General features: G+C 57.5%; 10 protein-coding genes. 6 read left to right on the plus strand and 4 right to left on the minus strand.

From position 1 onward, the window contains the following. The first annotated feature begins 162 nt into the window (after positions 1-162). The 5 genes from M017_RS0106710 (at position 163) to M017_RS0106730 (ending at position 6,514) form a co-directional block, all read left to right on the plus strand. Positions 163-1,407, plus strand: coding sequence for a TolC family protein (locus M017_RS0106710; RefSeq protein WP_031496775.1), 1,245 nt, complete (start codon positions 163-165; stop codon positions 1,405-1,407). After that, the gene (locus tag M017_RS0106715; protein WP_051669570.1) at positions 1,404-2,579 is read left to right on the plus strand and encodes an efflux RND transporter periplasmic adaptor subunit; all 1,176 of its coding nucleotides are present in this window, start codon (positions 1,404-1,406) and stop codon (positions 2,577-2,579) included. Before M017_RS0106710 ends, M017_RS0106715 begins: the two co-directional genes overlap by 4 nt. Before the next feature lie 3 nt (positions 2,580-2,582). Next, positions 2,583-5,699 (plus strand): efflux RND transporter permease subunit, encoded by a 3,117-nt coding sequence (locus tag M017_RS0106720; protein WP_031496778.1) that lies wholly within the window; start codon positions 2,583-2,585, stop codon positions 5,697-5,699. 146 nt (positions 5,700-5,845) lie between these two features. Then, on the plus strand, positions 5,846-6,184 hold the full coding sequence (locus M017_RS0106725; RefSeq protein ID WP_031496779.1) for a hypothetical protein: 339 nt from the start codon (positions 5,846-5,848) through the stop codon (positions 6,182-6,184). 39 nt (positions 6,185-6,223) lie between these two features. Then, positions 6,224-6,514, plus strand: a complete 291-nt coding sequence (locus tag M017_RS0106730) for an oxidative damage protection protein (RefSeq protein ID WP_031496780.1) — start codon at positions 6,224-6,226, stop codon at positions 6,512-6,514. Here the strand turns inward: M017_RS0106730 and M017_RS0106735 are convergent. Continuing rightward, complete coding sequence (locus M017_RS0106735; protein WP_031496782.1) at positions 6,511-7,806, minus strand: P-loop NTPase family protein; 1,296 nt, start codon at positions 7,804-7,806, stop codon at positions 6,511-6,513. The genes M017_RS0106730 and M017_RS0106735 overlap by 4 nt on opposite strands. A gap of 72 nt (positions 7,807-7,878) precedes the next feature. Between M017_RS0106735 and M017_RS0106740 the strand changes: the two genes are divergently transcribed. Then, positions 7,879-9,525, plus strand: a complete 1,647-nt coding sequence (locus M017_RS0106740) for a type II secretion system protein GspD (protein WP_031496784.1) — start codon at positions 7,879-7,881, stop codon at positions 9,523-9,525. Here the strand turns inward: M017_RS0106740 and M017_RS30400 are convergent. From M017_RS30400 to dnaK, 3 genes are read right to left on the minus strand one after another with little or no spacing between them, the layout of a single operon-like run. Continuing rightward, on the minus strand, positions 9,522-9,932 hold the full coding sequence (locus tag M017_RS30400) for a heat shock protein transcriptional repressor HspR (RefSeq protein ID WP_031496788.1): 411 nt from the start codon (positions 9,930-9,932) through the stop codon (positions 9,522-9,524). The genes M017_RS0106740 and M017_RS30400 overlap by 4 nt on opposite strands. 18 nt (positions 9,933-9,950) lie before the next feature. After that, positions 9,951-11,150, minus strand: a complete 1,200-nt coding sequence (locus M017_RS0106750) for a DnaJ C-terminal domain-containing protein (protein ID WP_031496792.1) — start codon at positions 11,148-11,150, stop codon at positions 9,951-9,953. A 19-nt stretch (positions 11,151-11,169) separates the two neighbouring features. Further along, entirely contained in the window at positions 11,170-13,083 is a 1,914-nt protein-coding gene (gene dnaK / locus M017_RS0106755; RefSeq protein WP_031496793.1) for a molecular chaperone DnaK, read from the minus strand. Between the last annotated feature and the right edge of the window lie 10 nt (positions 13,084-13,093).

The following is a 13,093-nucleotide window of genomic DNA, read 5'->3' on the forward strand; positions in this document are numbered from 1 at the left end:
GAAGAATTTATGTCAACCCACAAGAATGCGGCCAATTGAGATCAAGCTCAAAAATATGAATCACAACTTTTCCTATTTGTCTATCCCATATGCAGGCTATTTATCTGCCCCTTGATAGGCTACAGGCCTGGAATTTCAGCGCTAGTTAAGTTAGATTAATACTTGCGTCTCATTTTTGGACACGTTGCACTTGTCGCAGTCGTTTTTGCTGGGCAGTCGGAACCGAATGGCAGAGTCATTACCTTTGGGGAAGCCATCCAGCTCGCAGATCAACACAACCCTCAACTCCAGGCAGGCTCCGCACAGGTTGCGGCAGCACGGTCTGGAATTGTTACCGCCAATGCCTATCCCAACCCCGAAGCCGGAATGATTGCAGGACGGCAAACCTACCGAGTGCCGGGGAACGTCTCGGGCCTGATCTATTCGTTTGGGGTAAGCCAGCCGCTGGAATTGGGCGGGCTCCGGCCCGCCAGACGGCAACTCGCCGAGCGTGGCATCGAAAGCAGCCGGCAGGCCCTCGAAGAAACTCGTCTTGCGGTGCTCAGCACGGTACGGCGTGCGTTCTACCAGGTGCTGCGCCGGCAAGGGGAAATCGCGATTCATGTCGAGAATTTGCGGCTGGTCGAAGATCTCCGCAACAGAATTCAGGTTCTGGTGGAGGTGGGGGAGGCGGGACGGCTAGAACTCGTCCGTGCCGATGCAGAAGTCACGACTGCCCGGTCCACCGCCAGCAGCGCGCGCATCCAGTATGTTGCGGCGCTATCGCAACTACGTGCGGCGATTGGCACTGAGCTCCCCACAGAACTCAGGCTGCAGGGCGAGTTGGACGCCCCCATTACGCTCCCACCAATCGAAGAATTCCGGAAGCTGACGCTCGAACGGAACCCGGCTTACGCCTTGGCACTGGCCGAAGTGAGACGAGCGGAGGCGCGGCTGGGCTATGAATCGGCACAGGTGCGCCCCCAACCCTCGTTGCGAGTGGAAGTGGATCGCCCCCCGGATTCGCCCACCTATCGCGCCGGAATCTCGATTCCCCTGCCGTTCTGGAATCGCCGGGAGGGGCCCATTCTCGAGGCACAGGCGCTGATCACACAGGCCCGCGCCATCGCGAATAGCCGCCAGTTGGAGTTGATTGCAGAAGTAGAAGGCGCCTATCGGCGATATGAGGTGGTGACGGAGCAGTTGGCCGCTTATCGCGAAGGCGTCCTTCGGGAAGCGGAAGAGGCGCTCCGTGGAGCACAAGCCGCCTATCAATTGGGGGAGCGCGGAATTCTGGAAGTGCTCGACGCACAGCGTGTCTTGCGCACCGTGCGGCTGGATCTGCTGCACGCGCAGTTCGACCGCCAGGCCGCCTTGATCGATCTCGATGAATTGAAAGCAGTGGATTTGCGGAGACAACAGCCATGATGCGGAGAATGGAATTCGGTTTGGTAATTGCCCTGGGAGCGGGTGCGGCCGGATGCGGAAAGGTCAGTTCCCCATCGCAACCCGTTGCAGCAGCAAGCACCCCAGTCAAACAGTCAAACGAGATGGAGGTGAAGGCCTCCCCGCTATTGCTCAAGCAATTGACCTTAGGCGAACCCACACTCGAGAGTGTCGGGGCCGCCATTACGGTAGCCGCGCAACTGGAGGCGGATGAGACGCGGACAACGCGCGTCAGTAGCCCAATGATGGGGCGCATCACCTCTCTGCTCGTCCACGAAGGACAAATGGTGAAGAAGGGGCAGTTGCTTGCACTGCTCAACAGCACCGGACTATCCGAAGCGCAATTGAGCTATCTGAAGGCGATTAGCCAGAAGCAATTGGCACAACGCGCCATGGATCGAGCCAAGCGGCTGATTGAAGCGGATGTGATCGGATCGGCGGAAGTGCATCGCCGCGAGGCAGAGCTTTCGCAGGCCAGCGCAGAAATGGATGCCGCAGCCGACCAGTTGAGTCTGCTGGGAATGCCCGCCGAAGAAATCGAGGAGCTCAGAAAATCCCGCACCCTCCATTCCGTGTCCCGGATTGTAGCCAGTATGGATGGCACGGTGCTGGACCGAAAGATCACCCTCGGTCAGGTCGTTCAGCCTGCGGATACGGTCTTCGATATCGCTGACCTTTCTTCGCTGTGGATGGTGGCGGATGTTCCGGAGCAGAATGCCGGCCGGTTGCGGGTGGGGCAAGCCGTAGAAGCGGAGATTCCCGCGCTCGGACGGACCCTGCGAGGACACTTGTCCTTTGTCAGCTCCACCGTGAATCCGCAGACGAGAACCGTACGCTGCAGGATGGATGTCCCCAATACCAACCAACAGCTCAAGCCGGCCATGTTGGCGACGGTCATCTTAAAGGAGCAGAGTGAACGGCAGCGGCTGGTTCCGATGAGTGCGCTGGTGCGCGAAGGGAACGAGGAGTACATCTTTGTGCAGGTGAAGCCCAACGTATTCCTGCTCCGTCCAGTGAAGGTGGGTGCCGAGTTTGGCGAGAAACGAGTGATCCTCGAAGGGGTGCAACCGGGAGAAAAGCTTGTGCTCGACGGCGCCTTCCATCTCAACAATGAACGGCGCAAGCAAGCCATCCAGGGTAGCGAGGGCGGGTAAGCAATGCTTGGAGCCTTCATTCGTACCGTTCTCCAGCAACGGTTGATTATCGTTGTGCTTGCCGTATTGGCGCTGGGCGCAGGAATCGATGCGACGCGCAAGTTGTCTGTCGATGCCTTCCCCGATGTCACCAACATCCAGGTGCAGGTGGCCACTGTTGTCGAAGGCCGATCGCCGGATGAGGTGGAGCGGCTGGTTACGGTTCCCGTCGAAATCACTATGACCGGCTTGCCCGGCTTGACCGAACTGCGCAGCCAGAATCAGCCCGGCCTGTCGATTGTGACCCTCGTGTTTAATGACGAAACGCCCTTGTACTTTGCGCGCCAGATCGTCATGGAACGCCTAGGCGACGTGAAGAGCCGGCTCCCCGAAGGGATCTATCCCGAACTGGGGCCAGTATCCACCGCCTTGAGCGAGGTCTACCAGTACACCATCGAAAGTCCAAAGGATGGCAAGCGTGCCCTCACCAAAGAGGAATTAGTCGAGCGGCGCATTGTCCAGGATTGGGTGGCGCGGCCGCTGCTCCGCAACATCCCCGGCGTCGCAGAAATTAACTCCACTGGCGGCTATGTCAAGCAGTATCAAGTGCTGGTGGATCCGATCAAGTTGCGCTACTACGGCGTGACGATCCATGACGTCCATCAGGCCCTGGCGCGGAACAATGCAAACTCGAGTGGCGGCATTCTGAGCAAGGGGCCAGAGGTATTTCTGGTCCGTGGCGTCGGCCTCATCCGGAGTGCGGAAGAGATTGGCACGATTGTCTTGAAAGAGGTGAAAGCCACTCCTGTGCTGATCCGGGACGTCGCAGAAGTGAAGATCGGCGAAGAAGTCCGTGTGGGCGCCGTGGTGAAGGGTGGCTACACCGAAAGTGTCGGTGGCATCGTCATGATGATCGCAAACGGCAACGCCAAACGAGTGGTGGAGTTGATCAAGGCGCGCGTTGCCGAGATCAATGCAAAGGGCATGCTGCCGAACGGCTTACAGATCGTGCCTTACTATGACCGCTCTCTGCTGGTGGACGCAGCGCTCAATACGGTCAGTAAAGTGTTGCTCGAAGGCATGTTGCTCGTTGTCGTCATTCTCTTTCTGTTTCTCGGCGACTTGCGCTCTTCAATCATCGTGATCGCGACGCTCGTCTTAACCCCCGCGCTGACTTTTTTGGTGATGAACCACTACGGCATCTCGGCAAACCTGATGTCGCTCGGCGGCATGGCGATCGCGATTGGTCTGATGATCGATGGCTCGGTGGTAGTAGTCGAAAACGTCTTCGACCGCCTCGGCAAACATCCGGAACAGAATCGCCTCCGGGTCGTCACCGACGCCGTGCTGGAAGTCGCCACACCGGTGATCTTCGGTATCTGCATCATCATCCTGGTCTTCCTGCCGCTGATGACCCTCGAGGGCATGGAAGGCAAGATGTTCGCGCCGCTCGCCTACACGATCGCCATCGCATTGGCCATCTCGCTGGTGCTCAGCATGACGATCTCACCGGTGCTTTCGGCCTATCTGCTGAAGGGGGGCGGCGAGCACGACACCTTCTTCCTCCGCATGCTGAAGCGTCCTTATCTCTGGTTGCTGGGCCTTGCCACCAGAAATGAATGGAAGACAATTTGCGTAGCCCTGCTCTTATTCGGCGGCACCATTGCCGTCTTCCCGTATCTGGGTACTTCGTTCATTCCTGAAATGAAGGAAGGCACCATCTCTCCCAATGCGGACCGCGCCCCCACAATCTCACTCGACGAATCGATCAAGATCGAGATGACCGTCCAGAACCTGATCAAGGACATCGCAGGCATTGACTACATCGTGTCCCGCCTGGGCCGTGGCGATTCTCCCGTCGATCCGGCTGGCTATTACGAGAGCGACCTCATGGCGCAGTTGAAGCCAGAAAAGCAAAGACAGGGCTTCACGCAAGATCAGATTGCCGAAGAGATCCGCAAGCGGATTGCGACTCTACCGGGCATCAACCCGGTCTTAGCGCAACCGATTTCCGATCGTGTCGATGAAATGGTGACCGGCGTCCGCGCGGATGTGGCCGTCAAGATCTTTGGAGATGATCTCGACACGCTTGTCGAGAAGGCCAATGAAGTGGCTCGTGTAGCGCGCAAGGTGCGGGGCACCGGCGACGTCAAGGTCGATCGCATGAAGGGGCAACAGAATCTCACGATTACGATTGACCGCCAGGCAATTGCCCGCTTTGGACTCAACGCCTCGGACGTACACGATGTCATCGAAGCGGCCGTAGGCGGTAAGCGCGCCACCCAGATCTTTGAAGGAGAACGGCGCTTTGATGCGGTCGTTCGTTTTCCGGAAGCGTTGCGCAACAGCATCCAGGACATCCAGGGCATTCTGCTCACAGCTCCCAACGGGGCACAGATTCCACTCGGCAGCCTCACCCAGATTGAATATAAGGAAGGCGCATCCCAGATCAAGCGGGAGATGGCAAAGCGAAGAATCGTCACCGGCGTCAATGTACGGGACCGCGATCTCGGCACCTACGTGCAAGAGCTCCAGGAACGGGTGAATGCTGAAGTGAAAATGCCGCCGGGCTACTACATTGAGTGGGGCGGGCAATTCGACAACATGCAACGGGCGAAGAAGCATCTCATGGTGATCGTGCCGATCACCATTGGCGCAATCTTCTTCCTGCTGTTCCTGTTGTTCCGCTCGGTGAAGCTGGCCTCGTTGATTATTCTGGTGCTGCCTTTTGCCTCGATTGGCGGGGTGGCGGCACTGTTTGCGACGGGCGAGTTTCTGTCGGTTCCGGCCTCAGTTGGCTTCATCGCGTTGTGGGGAATCGCGGTGCTCAACGGCGTGGTGCTGGTTTCGAACATTCATGGCTTGCGGGAAGCGGAGGTCGGGGTGCGAGAAGCAATTGTACAAGGCGCCACCTCCCGCTTCCGGCCGGTTATGATGACGGCCACCGTCGCGGCCTTAGGGCTTGTACCCTTCCTCTTCGCCACCGGCCCAGGCTCCGAGGTACAACGGCCACTAGCCATCGTTGTGATTGGTGGCTTGATCACCTCGACACTGCTAACGCTGTTGGTGGTGCCCGCGATGTACCGCTTCTTTGACGATGGTCCGAAGGAGAAAGTCGCCTCTGAGCTGAATGCCCAATGATGTTCGTGCGGAACCTTCGCACAACGGAGAGCCACGCCAACACTGCAGGGACCGGCGGCTTCCTATCGAATCTCCTATTACTTTGGTCCCACTCTTAAGTTTTTCGAGCGAGTGACCGATGTGTTGTTGGGAGCTCAGGTATCGGTATGGCACTGGTGTATGATCCGGCAAAGCATGATGTTGAAATCGTTCACGCACAATTCAATCGATTGATTGCGGAACTGATCAAGGGCGCCATCAATCGCAACACCTTCCAGCCCTGGGAAATCGAGGTGCTTCTCGACATCCAATCCTGCGATATCGGCGACCTTTCCCAGAAGGACCTGCTCAAGCGCTATCAGAGGGCCGTCCAGCGCTCCTACGAGAAGGGATGCAAGATGCCGCTCAAGCTTTCCGAGTACCTGAGCAGCCTCAAGGCCCGTCGCGATGCGCTCTCTGCTTCTTCGCCCAATGGGGCAGGCGTGGAGAATCAGATCGCTTCGTAATTCTCCCAAGCTCCACTGAACCCGTTAAACTGGAGCTATATGAGTGAAGCGACCGAACGTACGGTCTTCTGCGTCAAGCTGCAAAAAGAACTCCCCGGCCTGAAGGAAGTTCCCTTTGACGGACACCCTCTCGGGCAGCGGATTTTTGAGAATGTCTCGCAAGAAGCCTGGAAACAGTGGGTAGAGCATATGAAGATGCTCATGAACGAGTACCGTCTCAATCTCGGCACGGCGGAGGCACAGCAGTTTCTGCTCGATCAGATGGAAAAGTACTTCTTTGGCGAGGGCGCGGAGGCTCCTCCCGATTTCGTCGCGCCCAAGGCACACTAACCCTTCGCAAAATAGAGCTGGACGGCCCGTTCGAGGTCGTCCTTATTCGCCTCAGCCGTCCGATGTTCGTAGCGGCTGATGGACTGCAGCAGATTGCAGATATCCAGGGGGTAGCAGGCACGAAGGTATTCGCGTCCATCCTGGAGACAGAGCGTCCGCAGAAACTCCGACGATTCCTCAAAGTAAGGCACTTCCCGAGCCCGGAACACCCGCTGGAAGATTTGATCAAAGACATGGGGCTCCACCGGCTCGATCAGGATCTTATTCTGGATGCGGCGGAGAAAGGCTTCGTCCGCAAGATCAGAGGGATCAAGGTTGGTGGAAAAGACCACCATCATCTCAAAGGGAATCTGGAATTTGACGCCATAGCGCAGGGACAGGTAGTCCACACGCCGGTCGAGCGGCACAATCCAGCGATTCAACAAGTCGCGCGGGCTGATCAACTGCCGGCCAAAGTCGTCGATGATAAAAATTCCATTGTTTGCCTTCATTTGCAGGGGCGCCGCATAGATCCCCGAGGCATCGTCCAGTCGCAACTCCAGCATATTCGGCACGAGTTCCCCACCCACGACGATACAGGGACGCTTGCAAAGGATCCAGCGCGGATCGATTTCTGAATCGTCCATTTCGAGCCGCTGGTGTACCACCGGGTCGTACAGTGCAATCACCTGATTATCCACTTCGATCGCATAGGGAATGAGAATCGCATCCTGATAAACCCGGAGCATCCGCTCGGCGATAGAGGTTTTTCCGTTGCCGGAAGGCCCATAGAGGAAAATAGAATTCTGGCTGATCAGCGCCGGGCCAAGCTGATCGAGCAGACGATCGGGAACCACCAGATCGCTAAACGCCATGCGCAAGGTGCGCCGGTCGATTTGAACACGGGCCGCCTGGAGCTTTGTCGCCGCGACATAGTCTTTGAGGGAAACAGGAGCGGCACTGGCATATTGGACGATCGCGAAACGATCGCTCGCCAACTGGCGGCCTGCCTGGCTCAAGACGAACGAGTAGTCATTGCCGATCATCCCCTTCACTTCGATCAACTGCTGCGAACGCAAGTGCTTGAAAACAACATCGATAATCGAGATGGAGAGCTTCAGGGTTTGGCTCAGGCTCGACAAAGAACTAAAGCCTTCGAGCAGAAGCCGGCGCAACACCAGATCGGTCACAAAGCTCTGCGAGATGCCCAGCTCGGCAAAAGTCTCCGGCACGCGCGGGGCAAAACGGTTGCTTCCCAGACCGGCGGCCTGAGAAGCTGACTCTTGCCGCGTGGAGAGGTTTAGGCTGTTCAAGCTACTCGGAAAGCTACCCATACGATGCTCATCGGGAGCCTGGAACGAAAAGTTTAGGAGGATCTGGATTCCGTGGCTGCACGTTCCACGCCAATCCTCCGTCTTCTCTATTGGATGCGCAGCTTTGCACCCCTAGTCTTTTTTTGCCTGATCTCCGCCTTTGCACAGGACCTCTCCTTCCCGGATTCGAGATCCCTGACCTGGCGCGCCCAGGAACTGGAAGAGGCAGGGAAGACAACCGAGGCCTGGCTGCTCTATACCCAGGCGGCACGCATCGACCCCAAGAATAGTCTGGCAGCCGGGAAGGCGACGCAGCTCCGCACCAAAGCTCTGGCCGGTGCCAATCTCATCTCCGGCAAAGAGACTCCCGTCGAGCCCGATGCGAACGATCCCCTCATTCACATCAGTGAGGCTGAATTGCGGGAAGCTCCGCGGCTGCTGCCCCCGCCTTCACTTGCTCCCAGTACAAACAAGATCACACTGACTCTGACAGGGGATGCGAAGACTATTTATACGCGCCTGCTCCAGCACTTCGGCATTGAAGTGCTCTTCGACGGCGAGTATGACAATCCTCAGAATCGCCAGGTCCAACTCGAGGATGCAAGCTTTGACGAAGCGCTGTACCTGGCGGGAGTAGCCACCAATTCCTTTGTCAATCCCCTTTCGCCGCAACTGGCAATGGTAATTCGGGACACCGATCAGAAGCGTCGCGATCAAGAACGCAACGTCGCCATCATCCTGCCGATGCCCACCACGATTTCCGCCCCCGAGGCGCAGGAACTGGCACGGGCGATTCAGCAGATCTTCGAATTGCAACGGGTTTCGATCGATTCGGTGCGCGGCATGATGCTCATCCGCGACCGTTGGTCCAAGGTGAAGCCTGCCGAACTCGCGCTCTCCCAGCTTCTGTCCTACCGCGGACAAGTGATGGTGGAGGTGGAGTTCTATGAGGTGAGCGATCAGTCGACACTCAGCTTTGGATTCTCTCTACCAACACAGAGCCAGCTGATTCCACTGGTCAAGCGGCCCAATCTGACACCTGCGATCGTGAACGGCTTTACCAACGCAATGACCTTTGGAGGAGGAGCGACGCTGTTCGGCTTAGGAGTGACTTCCGCGAAACTCTTTGCCAGCATGACCCATTCCAATACGAGAAGTATTTATACAACGCAGCTCCGTTCGCTCGATGGCCTGGCGGCAACGGTGCATATCGGAGATCGGTATCCCATCATCACCGCAACAGCGAATTTTCTCGATACCGGCGCCGGCAGCACACCCGGCAATACCCAAGTGGCTGCGCCGCAGATCCAGTTTGAAGATCTAGGATTGACGATCAAACTGACACCGCACATGCACGCCAATGGAGAGATCAGCATGGAGCTCGATTCGGAGTTCAAGGTACTGACGGGTCAGACGAACAACAACATCCCGGTGATCGCCAACCGGAAGTACACCGGCACGGTGCGATTGAAGGCCGGAGAATGGGCGGTCGCGGCGGGGCTAGTGACACGCAGCGTCTCGCCAAATGTCAGTGGACTAAATGGGGTGTCACAGATTCCGGTGCTCGGCCCCTTGCTCTCGAGCAGTGGTAACAGCAAATCTTTCGGACAGACTCTGCTTGTGGTGCGGCCTTATGTCATTGGAGCAGTGCCCGCAGAGAATCCGCTGCGGGAGATCTTCACCGGGAGCGAGAGCCGCTTTCCAGCGCCGACGCGCTAGTCCTTCTTCGCCGCGCTGCGCTTGGATGGCATGAACTCGTCGACAATCGCCACGCGCATCAGCATCTGCGCTGCTTCCTCAGGCTGCCCCTGCCGTGGGTGCTGCGTGAGTTCCTGGTTCATCGCGCTGATGAACTGCTCCATCTGGCGTTGCATGGCGGCCATCTTTTCCCGCATGTTTAGAATGATTTCAACCCCCGCCAGATTGACGCCCAATTCACGAGTCAGTTGCAAAATCACTTCCAGCCGCTCAATGTCCTCATCCGTATAGAGGCGTGTGTTGCCGTCGCTGCGACTGGGCAAAAGAAGGCCTTCCCGCTCGTAGAGCCGGAGCGTTTGGGGATGGATTTCATACATCTCGGCAATTGCCGAGATCATGTAAGCGCCTTTGCCTTTGGGTCTTGCCATGCCTGAATTCCTGGTTTCTTACTTCGCCGAAGTCTCGCGCCAAATTTCGGCGCGTGGGTCTTCTGCTTCTACCTGCGCCAGTTCGCGAAGCAATTCGCGCGTGCGCTCATTATTCACACTCGGGGCCTGAATATAGACTTCGACAATCTGGTCGCCACGGCTGTTCTTCCGCGCGTTTTCGACGCCTTTCTCGGCCATCCGGAAACGCTGCCCATTCTGGGTCCCTTGCGGCACCTTCAGAATCGCGCGTCCATCGATCGTGGGAACTTCGATCTTTGCGCCCAAGCCGGCCTCGCTCACCGTGATCGGCAAGCGGATTTCGATGTTATCGCCATCCCGTTTGAAGAAAGGATGAGCCTCGACACGGATGGTGATGTAGAGATCACCGGCCTTGCCTCCCCGGGTGCCGGAATTTCCCTTGCCCGCGACGCGGAGCCGGCTTCCGGTTTGGGTGCCCGCAGGAATGCGAACCTCCACCTGATCCGGACGCGCGACTACTCCGGCGCCACGGCATTTCGGACAGGTATTAGACAACTTGCCTGTTCCGTTACAACGAGGACAAGTGAGATTGAATTTCATTGCCCCAGCCATCTGGGTTACCGTACCCGAGCCATTGCACTCAAAACAAGTGCTCCCGCCACCGGCAGCCCCCGTGCCATGGCACTCATCGCAGGATTCATTGCGCTGGATCGTCAACCGCACTTGCGTTCCCTTGATCGATTGCCAGAAGCCAACATTCAACGCATATTCCAGATCACTGCCGTCTTCCGGCCCCGCAGCGCTCTGCTTACCGGCACCGCCAAAGACCTGGCTAAAGAGATCCTTGAAGCTCGAGCCACCCGGTCCGCTCGAGGCAGAGCCACCGCCAGGACGGGAGCCGCCACCGCGACTCCCCGCACTCGCATTTTGGAAATAATCGGAAAAATCGAAGCCACCAAAGTCGAAGCCCTGCCCGCCGTTGGGATTGTTCATCCCCTCAGCCGCGCCGGGCTGATCGGAATAAAAGCCGTACTGGTCGTACATCTGCTTCTTCTTCGGATCGTTCAGCACTTCGTAGGCTTCCTGCAACTGCCGGAAGCGCTCCTCAGCCGCCTTGTCACCGGGATTGAGATCCGGATGATATTTGCGGGCCAGACGACGATACGATTTGCGGACTTCATCGTCGCTTGCGCCACGCTTGATGCCCAATGTCTCGTAATAGTCGGTCTTGCCCGCCATATCTGGATCCTTATCTCAATTACTTCTTGTCATCGACGTCGACAAATTCCGCGTCGACGACATTGTCTTTGGGCTTCTCCGCCGCCGGCTCATCGGCCGGATTCGGGGAACCCTGCTGCGCTCCCGCCGATTCCGTCTTATACATGGCCTCGGCAAGCTTGTGGCTGGCCTGGGTCAGCTTGTCGGTAGCGCCGCGAATCTGCTCGGCAGTCGCATTCTCTTCCTTCAGAAGCCGCTTCACTTCTTCCAGTTCCGACTCGACAGCCTTGCGATCCGACTCCGCGATCTTATCCCCATGATCCTTCAGCATCTTTTCGACGTTGTAGGACATGGAGTCGCCCTGGTTGCGGGCCTCGATGGCTTCCTTGCGCTTGCGGTCGTCCGAGGCGTTCAGTTCGGCATCCTTCGCCATCTTCTCCACTTCTTCCTTGCTCAGGCCAGAGCTGGAGGTGATGGTGATCTTCTGCTCGTTGCCGGTTCCCTTGTCCTTCGCATAGACATTCAAAATGCCGTTTGCGTCAATGTCAAAGGCGACTTCGATCTGCGGAACCCCGCGCGGCGCCGGAGGAATACCCACCAACTGGAAGACACCGAGCAGGCGGTTGTCTTTCGCCATCGGGCGCTCACCCTGGAAGATCTTGATATCGACCGAGGTCTGGCTGTCGGCAGCCGTCGAGAAGGTCTCGCTCTTCTTGGTCGGGATCGTCGTATTGCGTTCAATGAGCTTCGTGAATACGCCACCCATCGTTTCGATTCCGAGCGAAAGCGGCGTTACGTCGAGCAGCAGCACGTCCTTGACTTCGCCACCGAGCACGCCGCCCTGGACTGCGGCGCCAACGGCTACCACTTCATCCGGGTTGACGGTCATGTTCGGCTCTTTGCCGAAGAAGTTGCGTACCATCTCGCGCACCTTGGGGATGCGGGTGGAACCACCAACGAGAACCACTTCGTCGATCTTCTGCGGGCTGATGCCAGCATCGGCAATGGCCTGCTTGCAGGGGTCGATCGTGCGTTGCAGAATGTCGTCGATCATCTGCTCGAAACGGCCACGGGTCAGCTTCTTTTCAAGATGCTTCGGGCCCGTCGCGTCGGCAGTAATAAAGGGCAGATTGATGTCTGCTTCCAGCTTGCTCGACAGCTCGATCTTTGCGGTTTCTGAGGCATCGCGCAGACGCTGCAGCGCCATCTTATCCTTGCCGAGATCAATGCCCGTTTCGTTCTTGAACTCGGTGATCAGAAACTGGACAATGCGGTCGTCAATATTGTCGCCGCCCAAGTGCGTATCGCCATTGGTCGACTTCACTTCCACAACGCCGTCGCCCACCTCAAGAATCGAGATGTCGAAGGTGCCGCCGCCAAAGTCATAGACAGCGATCGTCTCGTCCTTCTTCTTGTCCAAGCCATAGGCGAGCGCTGCCGCGGTCGGCTCGTTGATGATGCGCTTGACATCCAAACCGGCAATCTGGCCGGCATCCTTCGTCGCCTGGCGCTGGGCGTCATTAAAGTAGGCAGGAACGGTGATCACCGCCTCGGTGACCTTCTCGCCCAGGTACGACTCGGCTGCTTCCTTCAACTTCTTCAGCACCATCGAGGAAATTTCAGGAGGCGAATATGGCTTCCCCTGCACATCGATGCGCACATCTCCGTTGTCGCCAGCGACAACGTGATAGGGAACCAGCTTGCTTTCCTCGCTCACTTCATTGAGCTTGCGGCCCATAAAGCGCTTGACAGAGTAGATGGTATTCTCTGGGTTGGTGACGGCTTGACGCTTCGCCACCTGACCCACCAACCGCTCTCCGCCTTTTGTAAAACCAATTACCGAAGGCGTCGTTCTGGCGCCTTCCTGGTTGGGGATCACTACCGGCGACCCGCCTTCCATCACTGAAACAACAGAATTGGTTGTTCCAAGGTCAATCCCAATGATTTTTCCCATGCGTTTGAAT

It is taken from the genome of Bryobacter aggregatus MPL3, assembly GCF_000702445.1.
In the GTDB taxonomy this organism is placed as follows: Bacteria; Acidobacteriota; Terriglobia; order Bryobacterales; family Bryobacteraceae; genus Bryobacter; species Bryobacter aggregatus.

Coding starts and splice junctions, on each gene's coding strand:
- M017_RS0106730 (WP_031496780.1), top strand. CDS start 6,224: ATGAGTGAAGCGACCGAACGTACGGTCTTCTGCGTCAAGCTGCAAAAA.
- M017_RS0106725 (WP_031496779.1), top strand. CDS start 5,846: ATGGCACTGGTGTATGATCCGGCAAAGCATGATGTTGAAATCGTTCAC.
- M017_RS0106750 (WP_031496792.1), bottom strand. CDS start 11,150: ATGGCGGGCAAGACCGACTATTACGAGACATTGGGCATCAAGCGTGGC.
- M017_RS0106720 (WP_031496778.1), top strand. CDS start 2,583: ATGCTTGGAGCCTTCATTCGTACCGTTCTCCAGCAACGGTTGATTATC.
- M017_RS30400 (WP_031496788.1), bottom strand. CDS start 9,932: ATGGCAAGACCCAAAGGCAAAGGCGCTTACATGATCTCGGCAATTGCC.
- dnaK (WP_031496793.1), bottom strand. CDS start 13,083: ATGGGAAAAATCATTGGGATTGACCTTGGAACAACCAATTCTGTTGTT.
- M017_RS0106715 (WP_051669570.1), top strand. CDS start 1,404: ATGATGCGGAGAATGGAATTCGGTTTGGTAATTGCCCTGGGAGCGGGT.